At 74.5% G+C, this 14190-nt stretch carries 15 protein-coding genes; 4 read left to right on the forward strand and 11 right to left on the reverse strand.

Annotation, left to right across the window (positions count from 1 at the left end):
- The first annotated feature begins 388 nt into the window (after nucleotides 1–388).
- On the forward strand, nucleotides 389–658 hold the full coding sequence (locus tag NH342_RS17750; protein ID WP_253016771.1) for a GlsB/YeaQ/YmgE family stress response membrane protein: 270 nt from the start codon (nucleotides 389–391) through the stop codon (nucleotides 656–658).
- 84 nt (nucleotides 659–742) lie between these two features.
- Here the strand turns inward: NH342_RS17750 and NH342_RS17755 are convergent, their stop codons facing one another.
- Genes NH342_RS17755 through NH342_RS17775 form a run of 5 tightly spaced genes read right to left on the reverse strand, consistent with a single transcriptional unit; the run spans nucleotide 743 to nucleotide 5169 of the window.
- Nucleotides 743–1588 (reverse strand): putative RNA methyltransferase, encoded by an 846-nt coding sequence (locus NH342_RS17755; protein ID WP_253016773.1) that lies wholly within the window; start codon nucleotides 1586–1588, stop codon nucleotides 743–745.
- Entirely contained in the window at nucleotides 1585–2094 is a 510-nt protein-coding gene (locus NH342_RS17760) for a metallophosphoesterase (RefSeq protein ID WP_253016775.1), read from the reverse strand. The genes NH342_RS17755 and NH342_RS17760 overlap by 4 nt, the downstream gene beginning before the upstream one ends.
- 8 nt (nucleotides 2095–2102) lie before the next feature.
- Nucleotides 2103–3059 (reverse strand): cytochrome c oxidase assembly protein, encoded by a 957-nt coding sequence (locus NH342_RS17765; protein WP_253016777.1) that lies wholly within the window; start codon nucleotides 3057–3059, stop codon nucleotides 2103–2105.
- Between the two features lie 46 nt (nucleotides 3060–3105).
- The gene (locus NH342_RS17770) at nucleotides 3106–4035 is read right to left on the reverse strand and encodes a cation diffusion facilitator family transporter (protein ID WP_253016779.1); all 930 of its coding nucleotides are present in this window, start codon (nucleotides 4033–4035) and stop codon (nucleotides 3106–3108) included.
- 57 nt (nucleotides 4036–4092) lie between these two features.
- A complete protein-coding gene (locus NH342_RS17775; protein ID WP_253016781.1) occupies nucleotides 4093–5169 on the reverse strand; it encodes a peptidoglycan DD-metalloendopeptidase family protein in 1077 nt (358 codons plus the stop codon).
- Between the two features lie 453 nt (nucleotides 5170–5622).
- Between NH342_RS17775 and NH342_RS17780 the strand changes: the two genes are divergently transcribed.
- Both NH342_RS17780 and NH342_RS17785 read left to right on the forward strand, forming a co-directional pair.
- A complete protein-coding gene (locus NH342_RS17780; RefSeq protein WP_253016783.1) occupies nucleotides 5623–6840 on the forward strand; it encodes an MFS transporter in 1218 nt (405 codons plus the stop codon).
- 26 nt (nucleotides 6841–6866) lie between these two features.
- Nucleotides 6867–7736, forward strand: a complete 870-nt coding sequence (locus NH342_RS17785; RefSeq protein ID WP_253016785.1) for an oxidoreductase — start codon at nucleotides 6867–6869, stop codon at nucleotides 7734–7736.
- 2 nt (nucleotides 7737–7738) lie between these two features.
- Here the strand turns inward: NH342_RS17785 and NH342_RS17790 are convergent, their stop codons facing one another.
- From NH342_RS17790 to NH342_RS17810, 6 genes are all read right to left on the reverse strand, one after another.
- Nucleotides 7739–9049 (reverse strand): D-arabinono-1,4-lactone oxidase, encoded by a 1311-nt coding sequence (locus NH342_RS17790; protein WP_253016787.1) that lies wholly within the window; start codon nucleotides 9047–9049, stop codon nucleotides 7739–7741.
- Nucleotides 9046–10665: an ABC-F family ATP-binding cassette domain-containing protein gene (locus NH342_RS17795; protein ID WP_253016789.1), complete on the reverse strand. Its 1620-nt coding sequence runs from the start codon at nucleotides 10663–10665 to the stop codon at nucleotides 9046–9048. The genes NH342_RS17790 and NH342_RS17795 overlap by 4 nt, the downstream gene beginning before the upstream one ends.
- 184 nt (nucleotides 10666–10849) lie before the next feature.
- Entirely contained in the window at nucleotides 10850–11311 is a 462-nt protein-coding gene (locus tag NH342_RS17800) for a GrpB family protein (RefSeq protein ID WP_308200689.1), read from the reverse strand.
- A 252-nt stretch (nucleotides 11312–11563) separates the two neighbouring features.
- Entirely contained in the window at nucleotides 11564–11689 is a 126-nt protein-coding gene (locus NH342_RS23685; protein ID WP_256480674.1) for a hypothetical protein, read from the reverse strand.
- Nucleotides 11690–11709: 20 nt separating this feature from the next.
- Entirely contained in the window at nucleotides 11710–12849 is a 1140-nt protein-coding gene (gene sfnG, locus NH342_RS17805) for a dimethylsulfone monooxygenase SfnG (RefSeq protein WP_253016793.1), read from the reverse strand.
- A 182-nt stretch (nucleotides 12850–13031) separates the two neighbouring features.
- On the reverse strand, nucleotides 13032–13616 hold the full coding sequence (locus NH342_RS17810; RefSeq protein ID WP_253016795.1) for a class I SAM-dependent methyltransferase: 585 nt from the start codon (nucleotides 13614–13616) through the stop codon (nucleotides 13032–13034).
- Nucleotides 13617–13758: 142 nt separating this feature from the next.
- Here NH342_RS17810 and NH342_RS17815 point away from each other — a divergent pair.
- The coding region (locus tag NH342_RS17815) for a hypothetical protein (RefSeq protein ID WP_253016797.1) at nucleotides 13759–14190 on the forward strand (432 nt) is incomplete at its 3' end.

The raw sequence follows: 14190 nt of genomic DNA on the forward strand, positions 1-14190 counted from the left end.
GGCCAGGTACATCAACCCGATCACCTTGTGATCCGTCGTCCGCAGCAGCATCGACAGCCGCGAACCCTTCTCGGCCACGTGAACCGGCGAAGGACGGCTCACGATCGGGGCAGGAGCGATCGTCACGCCCCGGAGCTTAGACGGTGTGCACGCCCCCGGTGGGGTGGTCCGGGGGGCGTTCTCCGACGGTGCGTCGCGGGGCCCGGCGCAGGGTGCTCGACCCCCTCGCCGACCTGCGCGGACGGGTCACCCGTCCGGGTGGCCGGGAGGGTTCCGAGACCAGGTCGTGATCGTCCCGGGGTTTGGCGGTGAGGCATCGGGGACACACAGCAGCCGCGCTGGAGAGACCGGCGCCGACGGCATCAGCCGTCACCCCTGGGAGGTCCCCGTGCTCTGGAACATCATCGTCCTGCTCGTCATCGGCGCCGTGGCCGGCTTCATCGCCCGCGCCGTCATCCCCGGCAAGCAGAGCATGTCCGTGGTCGCCACGATCGTGCTCGGCATCATCGGCTCCTTCGTCGGCAACCTGCTCGGCTCGCTGATCAGCGGCAACGGCTTCGAGCTCGGCACCGCGGGCTGGATCGGCTCCATCGTCGGCGCGATCATCGTCCTCGGCGTGTACGTGGCGGTCTCCGGCCGCAAGAGCGTCACCCGCTGACGGGCGCGGCCCCGCGCCGCGCTCCGCAGGACCTCCGACGGGGGCCCGGTCCCACAGGCCGGGCCCCCGTCCGCGTGTCCGGGATCAGTCCCGCCGGTAGGTGGTGACGTCGACCGCCACGGTCACGGCCACCGGGTCGGGCAGCCGGGCCAGCCGCTCCCCCAGCTCCGTACTGCCCAGGTGCCGGGCGTGCGGACCCATGCCCACCAGCACAGCGACGGCGTCCCGGTCCAGCCGCAGCTCCTCCCGGTGCACGCACGACGCGGTGCGCACCAGGTGCGGCTCCAGCGCACCGGCCAGCCGCTCGGCCTTGGCCGGGTCGACCGACAGCAGGCCCAGGGGGCCGACCAGCTCGCCGAGGTGGTCGGCGGCCGGCGTCACCACCACCAGCCGCCCGCCCGGGGCCAGCACCCGGGCGGTCTCCGGCCCGTTGCGCGGGGCGAAGACCACCAGCACCCGGTCGACGGCGCCGTCGCGGACCGGCAGCCCGGCCCAGGTGTCGGCCACCACCGCGATCGCCCGCGGGTGCGCCCGGGCCGCCCGCCGGGCGGCGTAGCGGGAGACGTCCAGGCAGACGCCGACCGCGCCGGGGGCGGCGTCCAGCACCCCGGCCAGGTGCGCACCGGTCCCCCCGCCCAGGTCCAGCACGCTGCCGGGCGGCCCGTCGGCCAGGACGGCGTCGGCCAGCGCTGCGGTGACCCCGGCGTAGTGGCCGGCGGCCAGGAAGGCAACCCGGTCGGCGACCATCGCCGCGGAGTCGCCGGAGTGCGGGCTGCCGCCCGGTGGCAGCAGCGTCAGGTGGCCCTGCCGCGCCCGGTCGAAGGCGTGCCCGGCCGGGCAGCGCACCCCGTGGTCGTCGGTGGCCAGGGCGGCGCCGCAGACCGGACAGGCCAGCAGGGCGACCGCGGCCGGGGGCAGGGGCGGGCTCACCGGCGGGGCGGGAGCCGGTGCAGCACGACGTCGCGCAGCGCCCCGGCGTCGGCGACCGCGGTCAGGTAGGTGCAGTGCGGCTGCCGTCGTCGGTCGGTCGGCGAGCCGGGGTTCAGCAGCCGGAGCCCCCCGGGTGCGGTGGTGTCCCAGGGGATGTGGCTGTGCCCGAACACGAGCAGGTCGACGTCCGGGAACGCGGCGGCGCAGCGGGCCTCCCGGCCGGCCGCGGCACCGGTCTCGTGCACGACGGCGGTGGCGACGCCGTCCAGGTCGACCCGGGCGACCTCCGGGAGCCGGTCGCGCAGCTCGCCGTGGTCGTTGTTGCCCACCACGCCGACGACCCGGCGCGACCGCCGCTCCAGTTCGTCGAGCAGCGCGACGTCGACCCAGTCGCCGGCGTGCAGCACGACGTCGGCGGACTCCACGGCGGCCCACACCTGCCCGGGCAGGTCCTTCGCCCGACGGGGCAGGTGGGTGTCGGCGAGCAGCGTGAGCGCGAGCGGCACCGCGGCCGTCAGGCCTGCCGGCCGGCGGCCATCGCGCGCAGCCGGGCGTTGTAGGCGTCCAGCTCGGCGTCGCCCACCCGGTCGATCGTGCGCTCGCGGGAGCGGTTGCGACGCTGCTCGGAGCCGGCCCACTGGAAGAACACGACGGCGAGCACCAGCACGGTGGGCAGCTCGCCGAAGGACCACGCGATGGCCCCGGCGGTGTTCTGGTCGGCCAGCGGGTCGACGCCCCAGCTCGCCGGCGGGTTCGCGAAGGTCTCCACCAGCAGGCTCCCGGCCATCATGATCGCGACGCCGAAGAAGGCGTGGAAGGGCATCGGCAGCAGCAGCTCGAGCATCCGGCCGGCGTGCCCGGTCGTCCGCGGCCAGGGGTCGGCGCCGAGGATCGGGCCGAAGAACAGCAGCCCGGTGACCAGGAAGTGGGCCAGCATGAACTGGTGGCCCAGCGGGTCGGCCATCAGGTCGTCGAAGACCGGGGTGAAGTAGACGCCGTAGAGGCTCACGACGAACAGCGGGATCGTGAAGCCGGGGTGCGAGACGAACCGGGCGACGCGGCTGTGCAGCGCCTCCAGCAGCAGCGCCCGCGGGACGCCGGCGGTGCCCCTCCCCCGGGGGAGGGTACGCAGCGCCATGGTCACCGGGGAGCCGAGCAGCAGCAGCAGCGGCGAGACCATCGACAGCACCATGTGCTGGGCCATGTGCACGCTGAACAACATCATCGAGTACCCGTGCAGCTCGGTGCCGGTCACCGCGAACAGCGAGAGCGCACCGGTGACGAAGGACAGCGTGCGCCACCAGGGCCAGCGGACCCCCGCACGCCGCAGCCGGGCCAGGCCGACCAGGTAGGCGACGACCGCGGCGACGGTCAGGTAGGCGACCCAGGACCAGCCGTCGAGGTGCGGGGTGAACAGCCGCGCCCACGTGGGCGGGTCGGTGGGCATCCACATGTCCGAGTGGTCGTGCACTCCCCCATGGTGCACCTGCGCACCCCGGACCAGTCGCGCACCGGGGTCAGTCGTGCACCGGGGCCTCGTGCGCCCGGTGGGAGGCCGACTCCAGCTGGAAGGTGCAGTGCTCGACGTCGAAGTGCCCACCCAGGCACGCGCAGAGCGCGTCGAGCACCCGGCCGCCGTGGCCGTCGGCGAGGACGTCCTCGGTGACCACCACGTGCGCCGACAGCACCGGCAGCCCCGAGGTGATCGTCCATGCGTGCAGGTCGTGCACGTCCAGGACGCCGTCCACGCCGAGGATGTGCGCGCGGACGTCGGCGAGGTCGACCCCGCGGGGCGCGGCCTCCAGCAGCACGTCGAGGGCGTCCCGCAGCAGCGACCAGGCGCGTGGCAGCACGAGTGCGCCGACCACGAAGGAGGCGACGACGTCGGCGCCGGTCCACCCGGTCGTGGCGATGACGACCGCGGCCACGATGACCGCCACCGACCCGAGCGCGTCACCGAGCACCTCGAGGTAGGCGCCGCGCATGTTCAGCGACTCGCCCTGGCCGCGGCGCAGCAGGGCCATGGACACCAGGTTGGCCACCAGGCCGAGGACGGCAACCGAGAGCATGAGGCCGGAGCGGATCTCCGGCGGGTCGCCGATCCGGCGCACCGCCTCGACCACCACGTAGGCGCCGACGCCGACGAGCAGCAGGCCGTTGCCGACGGCGGCCAGCACCTCGACGCGCTGCCACCCGAAGGTCCGCCGGCCCGAGGCCGGTCGCTGGGCGAGGGTCACCGCGCCGAGGGCCAGGGCGATGCCGAGGGTGTCGGTGGCCATGTGCGCGGCGTCGGCGAGCAGCGCGAGCGACCCGGACAGCACCGCCCCGACGGCCTGCACCACCAGCACGGTGGCGGTGATGCCGAGGACCAGCGCCAGGCGGCGGCGGTACCCCGCCGAGGCGGTGCCGCCGGCCGGCACGTGGGCATGCGCGTGGTCGTGACCCATCAGGTCACCCTCTCGCATGCGACGCGCTGCATGCCAGGAGTGTGCCCCACCGCGGGGTCAGCCGATGACGACGCCCCGCTGCGCCATGTAGGGGATCGGGTCCACCTTCTCGCCGTCGATGCCGCCCACGTGCACCTCGAAGTGCAGGTGGGGCCCGGTGGACTGGCCACGGTTGCCCAGCAGCGCGATGGTGTCGCCGGCCTGCACCGCCTGGCCCTCGGAGACCAGGATCTCCTCCATGTGGCCGTAGACGGTGACGTCGCCGTTCTCGTGCTGGATGTAGACGGCCAGACCGAAGCCGCTGGCCGGGCCGGCCTTGACGACGACGCCGTCCATGGCCGCGTACTCCGGCGTGCCGATCGGGGCGGCGAGGTCGATGCCGGCGTGCAGGGTGCCCCAGCGGTAGCCGAAGGTGCTCGACAGCCGGGCGCCGTCGACCGGGAGGACGGCCTTGGGGCGGGCGGCCTCCTCGGCAGCGGCGATCGCGGCCTGGTCGGCGGCGGCCTGGGTCTGCTGGGCGGCGGCCTGGGCGTCCTCGCGCTGCGCGCGGCTGGCGGCCATCTGCTGCAGCTGGGCCACCGCGTCGCTCTCGACGACGGCCGGGTCGGGGGCCTGCAGACCGAGCGCGTCGGCCACGCTGGTCGCCTGCGCGGCCGAGGCCTCCGCGGCGGTGACGGCGGGGTCGGCCTGCGCCTCGGGACCACCGGCGGTGAGCAGCCCGACGCCGGTCGCGCCGGCCAGCGCGGCGGCCAGGTAGAGGGTGGGCTTGCGCATCCGCGCCGGGCCGGCCAGCGACCGGGTCCGGGCGGGCTTGGCCGGGCGGTGCCGCCCGCGGGGCACGCGGCCCTCGGCGATGGCGGCGATGATCTCGGCGGCGGACACCTCCACGTCCTCGCGCGGCTCGTCGGCGAGGACGACGTCGCCGTCGGCGGCCGTGGCGTGCGGGACCGGGCGGGTGTCCTCGGCGTCGCCGGTGACGTGGTCGAGGAGGTCGCGGGCGGTGATGGCACGCAGCGCGGCCTCGGTCGCCGGACCCTGCACCACGACGGGGTGGGCGTCGAACTCGTCGGCCCAGACGCCGACGATGGCGTTCCACTCACCGGTCGAGGGGTTGCGGACGTCGTCCGACACCACCGTGCCGACCTGCCGATCCCTGCCCGTCGCCAGGAGGTGTTCCGGGTGTTGCGGGTTCATGCACCTGGCTTTCGTCAGTGGGTCTCGGGGGGAGGGCGGGACCCACTTAAACATGCCGTGATCTAGCTGTGACCAGATCGGGACCAGGATCACTGGGGTTTCGTGATCCAGATCACCACCACATCTGCCAATCAGCGACCGTCCGTGACGTCGTGGGTGCACAGGGGCCATGTACTGCGGGCCGAATGACGCCGCGTGACGAAACGTCCACGGTGGGGAGCGACACCTCGGCCGCGCGTGTCCATGCCGTTCCGTCACCGTCCGGTTCCGACAACCGCGCCGGGACGGCGGTGGTCACGTGACCGGGGTCATCGGGGATCGTGGATGGCTAGGACGCGATCGGGCCTTGGCCCCAGCAGACGTCCCGACCACCTGCCCCGTGAGGACCCTGCTGTGCCCCGCGCCCTGCTCGCCCTGTCCATCGGTGCCTTCGGCATCGGCACGACCGAGTTCGTCGTCATGGGCATGCTGCCCCAGATCGCCGACGGCCTGGACGTGTCGGTCTCCGCGGTCGGCCTGCTGATCAGCGCGTACGCCGTGGGCGTGGTGGTCGGCGCCCCGACGCTGACCGCGCTCGGCGTCCGGTTCACCCCCAAGCAGACCCTCGTCGGGTTGATGGCGGTCTTCGTGGTGGGCAACGTGCTGTCCGCGCTGGCCCCCACCTACGGCCTGCTCGTCGTCGCCCGCGTGGTCACGGCGCTGGCGCACGGGTCCTTCTTCGGCGTCGGCGCGGTGGCCGCCCGCCGGCTCGTCCCCCGCGAGAAGGCCACCCAGGCCATCTCCCTGATGTTCGCCGGGCTGACCGTGGCCAACGTCGTCGGCGTCCCGCTCGGCACGTTCGTCGCCCAGCAGGCCAGCTGGCGGCTGGTGCCCGCGGCGTGCGCGGCGATCGGGCTGGTGACCATCGCCGGCCTTCTGGCCTGGATGCCGGCCGTGGCGGGCGAGGCCACCGACCTGCGCAGCGAGCTGCGCGCCTTCCGCCGCCGGCAGGTCTGGATGGTGCTGGGCGTGACCATGATCGGGTTCGCCGCGCTGTTCGCCGTGTACTCCTACGTCTCGCCGATCCTCACCGAGCTCGGCGGTCTGCCCGAGGCTTGGGTGACCCCGGTGCTGGCGTTGTTCGGCATCGGCACCACGGTCGGCATGCTGGCCGGCGGCCGGTTCGGGGACCGGTTCGGCCTGCGCGCGGTGCTGGGGAGCCTCGTGGTCAGTGCCGTGCTGCTGGCCGCGTTCGCGCTCACCGCGCGCACGCAGGTCGCGGCCGTCGTCCTGCTGGTGCTGTTCGGCGCGGTGTCCTTCGCCGCCGGCCCGGTGGTGCAGAACAAGGTCATCGAGGCGGCCCGGGTGCGCGGCGGATCGCTGGTGTCGGCGGCCAACCAGGGCGCGTTCAACGTGGCCAACGCCCTGGGGGCGGCGCTGGGCGCCGCCGTGCTGACCGCCGGCCAGGGGTACACCGCGCCGATCTGGGTGGGAGCGGTGCTCGCGTTGGCCGGGGCCGCGCTGTGCTCGGTCGCGCTCCGCACCGAGCGGGCCGACGCCGCCAGCCCCGACCCGGTGGTCGCCGACGTCGACGTGTGGGAGCGCGAGACCGCCTGCGTCACCGCGCGCTGACCGTCCTGCGGGGGTAGACCGGACCCATGACGACGAGGGCAGACCACGCCGGGTCCTACCGGCTCGGCGACCGCACCGTGCAGCGGATGGGCTACGGCGCGATGCAGCTGGCCGGTCCGCACGTGATGGGTCCACCGGCCGACCGGGACGCGGCGGTGGCGGTGCTGCGCCGGGCGGTGGAGCTGGGCATCGACCACGTCGACACCAGCGACTACTACGGCCCGCACGTGACCAACGAGATCATCCGCGAGGCGCTGCACCCCTACCCCGATCAGCTCACCATCACGACCAAGATCGGCGCCCGGCGCACGCCGGAGGGTGAGTGGCCCGAGGCGCTGGGCGCCGACGAGCTGCGGCAGGCCGTGCACGACAACCTCGACCACCTGGGCCTGGACTCCCTGCACGTGGTCAACCTGCGGATGCCCGGGTTCGCCGAGCCGGTCGAGCGCTCGGTGGCCGAGCCGATGGAGACGATGGCCGCGCTGCAGGCCGAGGGCCTGGTGCAGCACATCGGCATCAGCAACGTCAGCACCACGATGCTGGCCGAGGCCCGCTCGATCGCGCCGGTGGTGTGCGTGCAGAACCACTACAACCTGGTGCACCGGGACGACGACGCGATGGTCGACGCGCTGGCCCGCGAGGGCATCGCGTACGTGCCGTTCTTCCCCCTCGGCGGGTTCACGCCGCTGCAGTCGCACGCGCTGGAGTCGGTGGCCGGCCGGCTGGGGACCACCCCGATGCAGGTGGCGCTGGCCTGGTTGCTGGCCCGCTCCCCCAACGTGCTGCTCATCCCCGGCACCTCGTCGGTGGCGCACCTGGAGCAGAACCTGGAGGCCGCCGCGCGGGTGCTGGGCCCGGCCGAGCTCGACGAGCTGGCCGCCATCGGCGGTCCCTGACCTCAGCGCGGCCCGGCCGGCGCGCCCAGCACGCGCTCGAGGTAGGCGTTGGACAGCGTCCCGGCGGGGTCCAGCCGGTCGCGCACGGCGACGAACTCGCCGAACCGGGGGTAGCGCTGCGCCAGGACGGCGGCGTCCAGGCCGTGCTCCTTGCCCCAGTGCGGCCGGCCGCCGACCTCCCCGGCGAGCCCCTCGAACGTCGCGAAGACGTCGGTGGGGTCGCTGCGGGCCGGCACGTGCACCGCGACGTAGGCGGTGTCCCGGCCCTGCGCGGTGGACAGCGGGACGTCGTCGGCCGCGGCGTAACGGACCTCGGTGGGGATCGGCAGCCGCCACCCGCGCAGCTCGGTCAACCGGCCCAGCTCCCGCAGCAGGTCGGGGACGGCATCGCGGGGGACCGCGTACTCGCACTCCCGGAAGCGGAACCGGCGGGTGGAGACGAAGACCCGGTGCGACAGGTCGGTCGCGCTCCGGGGGCTGAGCGCGGTGGAGGCGAACCGGGCCAGCGGCGGCACCAGCGCGGGCACCGCCCGGCCGGCGGCGATGACCCCGGCGTAGGCGGCGTTGGCGAGCACCTCGTCCTCCCACAGCGCCTGCCACCGCGGCAGCGGGGTCAGGCCCTCGGACAGCGGCACCCGGGTGTTGCGCTTGGTCAGACAGGTGGTCGTGTGGCCGAACCAGTGGAACTCGACGTGGTCGGCCGACGTCATGAACCCGTCGAGGTCGGCCAGCACCTCCGCCAGCGGCATCGGTTGCTCGACCATGGCGAGCGCGAACGCCGGCACCGCCTGCAGGGTCACCGTGCTGAGCACGCCGAGGGCGCCCAGGCCCAGCCGGGCGGCGGAGAACACGTCGGGGTGCTGGTCGGCCGAGCAGTCGAGCACGGTGCCGTCGGCGGTGACCAGCTGCAGCGCCCGCACCTGGGTGGCCAGGCCGCCGAAGGCCGCACCGGTGCCGTGCGTGCCGGTGGACAGCGCCCCGGCGACGGTCTGCCGGTCGATGTCGCCCAGGTTGGTCAGCGCCCAGCCCTCGCGGGCGAGGACCCCGTTCAACCGGTGCAGGGTCATGCCGGCCTGCACCGTGACCAGGCCGTCGGGGGTGATGTCGACCAGGTCGGCGTGCCGGTCGAGCACCAGCTGCACCTGCTCCGGCCGGCCGATGCCGGAGAAGGAGTGGCCGCTGCCGATCGGGCGCACCCGGCGGCCGGCGACGGTGGCCTCGTGCAGCACCGTGGCGATCTCGCCGGTGCCCCGCGGACGGCGGACCTCGATGCCCGCGGCCCGCTGGTTGCCGGCCCAGTTGCGCCACCTCACCGGGCGCGCTCCACCCGGGCCTCGTCGAACACCGGCTCGGTCGCCTCCCGGACCCGCCCGTCGGAGCCGAAGACCAGGAAACGGTCGAAGGACCGGGCGAACCAGCGGTCGTGGGTGACCGCGACGACGGTGCCGTCGAAGGCGGCCAGCGCCTGCTCCAGGGACTCGGCCGACAGCACGTCGAGGTTGTCGGTGGGCTCGTCGAGCAGCAGCAGGGTGGCGCCGGAGAGCTCCAGCAGCAGCACCTGGAAGCGGGCCTGCTGGCCACCGGACAGCGACCGGAACAGCGAGTCACCCGCGGCGGCCAGGCCGTAGCGGCGCAGCACGGCCATCGCCCTCCCCCGGTCGATGCCCGGCCGACCGGGCTCGCCGTGCCAGAGCAGGTCGGTGAGGGTGCGGTCCATCCACTCCGGGTGGGCGTGGGTCTGGGCGAAGAACCCGGGGACGACGCGGGCGCCGAGCTTCCACGTGCCGGTGTGGTCGACGTCCTGACCGGCGAGCAACCGCAGGAAGTGCGACTTGCCGGCCCCGTTGGAGCCCAGGACGGCGACCCGGTCGCCGTAGTCGAGCTCGACGTCGAAGGGCTGCATCAACCCGGTCAGCTCCAGGTCGGCGGCGACCAGCACCCGCACGCCGGTGCGCCCGCCCCGCAGCCGCATCGAGACCTCCTGCTGCGGCGGGCGCTCGGGCGGTGGGCCGGCGGCCTCGAACTTGGCCAGCCGGGTCTGCATGGCGTGGTAGCGGTTGGCCATGTCCGGGGAGTTCGCGGCCTGCTGCTGCATGGTGCGGGTGAGGTCGACCAGGCGCTGGTGCTCCTCCTCCCAGCGCAGCCGCAGCTCGGCCATCCGCTCGTGCCGGGCCTCGCGGGCTGCGGGGTAGTCGGCCCAGCGCCCGCCGTGCACCCACGCCGTCCCGCCCTCGACGGTGACCACCCGGGTGGCGACGGTGGCCAGCAGCTCGCGGTCGTGGCTGACGAACAGCACGGTCTTGCGGGTCTCGGCCAGCCGCGCCTCCAGCCACCGCTTGCCGGGGACGTCGAGGTAGTTGTCCGGCTCGTCCAGCAGCAGCACCTGGTCGGGGCCGCGCAGCAGGCACTCCAGGGCCAGCCGCTTCTGCTCCCCGCCCGACAGGGTCCGCAGCTCGCGGTACGTGCACCGCTCGTAGGGCACGCCGAGGGCGGCGACGGTGACGGTGTCCCAGGTGACCTCGACGTCGTAGCCGCCGACGTCGCCCCAGTGCGCGAGCGCGTTCGCGTAGGCCATCTGGGTGGGCTCGTCGTCGCGCTCCATCATCACCAGCTCGGCGGCCTCGACGGCGTGCCAGGCCTCGCGGACGGCGGGCGGGGCGAGGTCGACGAGGAACTGCTGCACGGTGGTGGCGTCGCGCACCGAGCCGATGAACTGACGCATGACGCCCAGGCCGCCGACCACCGCGACCGACCCGGCGTCGGGGACCAGGTCGCCGGTGATGATCCGCAGCAGCGTGGTCTTGCCGGCGCCGTTCTCCCCCACCAGCGCGGCGACCGCGCCGTCACCGACCCGGAAGGAGACGTCGTCGAGCAGCACCCGCCCGTCGGGCAGGGTGAACCGGATCCCGGTGACGTCGACGTAACCCACGGCGACCAGTGTCGCCGACGACGATCCGGCCCATCACCGGCACATGTGCTCACCGGCCTGCAGTCCGGTCACCGGGCAGCGATCCGGTCACGGCACACGCTGACCGAATGGCTCCGGGATGACCGGGTCCGGGCACGTCGTCTGTTTCCGCGGAAACGCCTACCGACGACCGCTGGTCCCGAGATCAGGGATCGCCGGCGTCGAGGACGTCGAGGATCACGTCCGTCGTGGCAGCGGTGTACGCGATCATGTCGTCACGCCAGACCCGGGCCGCCTCCTCCTTCGCCGCCGCGTACCGCCGCCGAGCGTCGGGGTCGGACCTCAGACGGTCGCGGAACTCGAGGTGGACGCGCTCCCACTCCGACCCGGCCCGGCACACGTGCACATGGACGTGGCGAGGCAGGTCTGCGCGGGGCCGGAAGTAGCGGTGCTGGTCGTCGCGACTGCGCAGCTGGAGGCCGAGCCCCTCGAGCTGCGGAACGTACCCCGCCTCGAGGCGAAGGTCGGCCACGCTGACCTGGATGTCCACGACCGGCTTGGACACCAGGCCGGGGACCGCGTCGAACCCACGTGCTCGATGCGCAGGGCCGTGCCCCCGAGCGCGCCCCGGAGATCGGCGGCCCAGCTCTCGAAACGGGTCGCCCACCCCGGGGCGGGGTCGGCCAACCGCCCCGGCTCAGGTGCTCGGCCGCTGCCGGGCGCGAGCTGGAAACCGGCCCACTGGTCGGCGACCGCGGCCCGCCCGAGCGCGAGCCGTTCCTCCGCTGGCAGGTCCTCGGGCCTGACGCCTCGGGCGTCGGCGACGAGGCGGTAGAGGTCGACCGCGGTCGCGCGCTCGCCGCCCTCGGCACGCAGCCCTGCCCATGCCTCGCGGACGCCCTCGGGCAGGGCGGGCACGTCAGCCGAGCAGCATCGAGAAGAGCACCGCGCCGGCGGCCAGCACCATCGCCAGCACGATGATCCCGGCGACGAGCCGCTGCCGTCGTCGTCCGTCCTGGCCGTTGGTCCCGCCCATGCCGAGCATGGGCGGGACCGTACCCGGGATCAGGCCGGGACGGCGGGCTGGAACTGCGTCGGGGCGATCCCGGCCGCGGCCTCCATCTCGCGGACCAGCGGCAGCACCTTCGCGCCGAAGGTCTCGACCTCCTCCTGGAAGTGGAGGAACCCGCAGAGGATGAGGTCCACGCCGTGCGTGCGGAACTCCACGATGCGCTCGGCGATCTGCTCCGGCGTCCCGATCAGGTTGGTGCGGAAGCCGTCGTTGTACTGGACCAGGTCCTCGAAGGTGGAGTCGGCCCACATGCCGCGCTTGTCCCCGGTGGAGCTGCCGGCCTGCTGCACCGCGTCGCGGAACCCCTGGACGGCGGGCTTGTTCGCCTTGGCGACGATCTCGCGCAGGGTCTCGCGGGCCTCGGCCTCGGTGTCCCGGGCGATGACGAACCCGTTGAGCCCGAACCGCACCCGGCGGCCCAGCGGGTCGGCGACGGCGCGGACGTCGCGGATCTGCTCGTCGATGCCGGCCAGGTCCTTGCCGTTGGAGAAGTACCAGTCGCTGACCCGGCCGGCCATGGCCCGGGCGGCGGTGGAGTTGCCGCCCTGGAAGATCTCCGGGTGCGGCCGGCCCTCGCTGGCCAGCGGCTTGGGCTTGAGGTCGAAGTCGCGGAAGCGGTAGAAGTCGCCGCCGAGGGTGTAGCCCTCCTCGGTCCAGATGCCGCGCAGCGCGGAGATGAACTCCTCGGCCCGGCGGTAGCGCTCGTCGTGCTCCAGCCACGGCTCGCCCATGGCGGTGAACTCGCCCTTGAACCAGCCGGAGACGACGTTGACGGCGAACCGGCCGCCGCTCATGTGGTCGGCGGTGGCGCCCAGCTTGGCCAGCACGCCGGGCTGCCAGAGGCCGGGGTGGACGGCGGCGATGACCTTCAGCCGCTCGGTGGCCAGCAGCAGGCCCAGGGAGAACGACGTCGACTCGTGCTGGAACTCGGCGCCGTAGCTGGCCATGTAGCGGACCTGGGAGAGGGCGTACTCGAAGCCGACGGCCTCGGCGGTCTGCGCCAGCTTCTTGTTGTAGTCGAAGCCCCAGTCGGTGCGCTGCTCGATGGTCGAGGTGACCAGGCCGCCGCTGACGTTGGGGACCCAGTAGGCGAACTTCGTGGCTGCGGGCTGCTCGGGGGTGCTCGTGGGCATGGGTGTCCTCGGGACGGAGACGGGCGTGCAGGGAGGACCGCCGGGATCGCCGGCGGGGGCGTGCTGCGGGCGCGGTCAGCCGGGACAGCGGGTGGTGCAGACCAGGGCGAAGTCGACGACGCGGCGTCGGGTCAGCTCCTGGCGGTGCACGGCACGAGAGAACCACACCTGCCCGGTGCACTTCACCTCGAGCCCGGGCGGCGCCCCCAGAGCAGGGTGTCCAGCGCGGTGCCGGCGGGGGTCTCGCGGGGCAGCTGCTCCAGCCGGTCCACGTCCAGCAGCGCCGCGACGGGGGCCAGCCGCTGCACCGAGTGCAGGATCGCGGTGTCCTGCGGCCCGCCGACGCCGTGCGCGACGTTGTCCACGTCGTGGCCGAGCACCAGCAGCCGGCCACCGGGGCGCAGCCAGCCGACCGCGCGGGTGAGCAGGTGGGTCGTCTGCGGCTCGGGCAGGTGCAGGTAGGCCACGAGCACCAGGTCCAGCGACGCCGGGGCCGCCGTCCAGGTGGTGACGTCGGCGACCGACCACAGGACGTCGGGGCCGTGCCAGGTCGCCCGGCCGCGGTCCAGGCCGACCGCGGAGAAGTCCACGGCGGTCACCCGCCAGCCGCGGGCGGCCAGCCACAGCGCGTGCCGGCCCTCCCCGGCGGCGAGGTCGACGGCGGTGCCCGGTGGCAGGTCGGCGCACAGCTGCGCGACGACCGGGTTGGGGTCGGCCGACCACTGCTGCTTCTCGGCGTAGCGGGCGTCCCAGTCGGTGGCGTGCACGGCGGCACCGTAGTCGCCGGATCTGCGCCGAGGCTGTGCGTGCTGCGCGCCCGATCGGGTGGTCGGCGTGAAGCCGGTCGCACTTCCCGTCCACCGGGAGCGGCCGCTCGGCGGCCCGGCGCGGTGCGCCGACCATGACGGGGTGCCGATCGCCGTCCACCACGTGCTGGGCCACCGCCCGCCCGCGGTCCGCGCCCTGTGGACGGCGGCCGGCCGGCGGGCGCTGTCGGCGGCGCTGTGCGTGGCGGTGCCGCTGGGCGCGGGGGTCGCCGCCGGGCACGCCGACCTCGGGTCGGCCGCGGCGCTGGGCGGGCTGACCGCGGTCTACGGCCACCAGCTGTCCTACCGTCGGCGGGCCGGCGTGGTCGCCGGGTGCGGGGCGGTGCTGGTCCTCGCCGTCGCGCTGTGCGGGCTGACCGGCGGGTCGCCGGTGCTGCTGCCGGTGGTGCTGGGCCTGCTCGCGGGTGGGGCCACCTGGGCCACGGCCGTGCTGCGCGTCGGCCCGCCCGGTCCGCTGGGCGTCGTCCTGGTCGGGGGCAGCGCCAGCGCCCTCGGTGCCGCGCCCGCGGCGCTG

The sequence above is a fragment of the Klenkia sp. PcliD-1-E genome (assembly GCF_024124375.1).
GTDB lineage: Bacteria > Actinomycetota > Actinomycetes > Mycobacteriales > Geodermatophilaceae > Klenkia.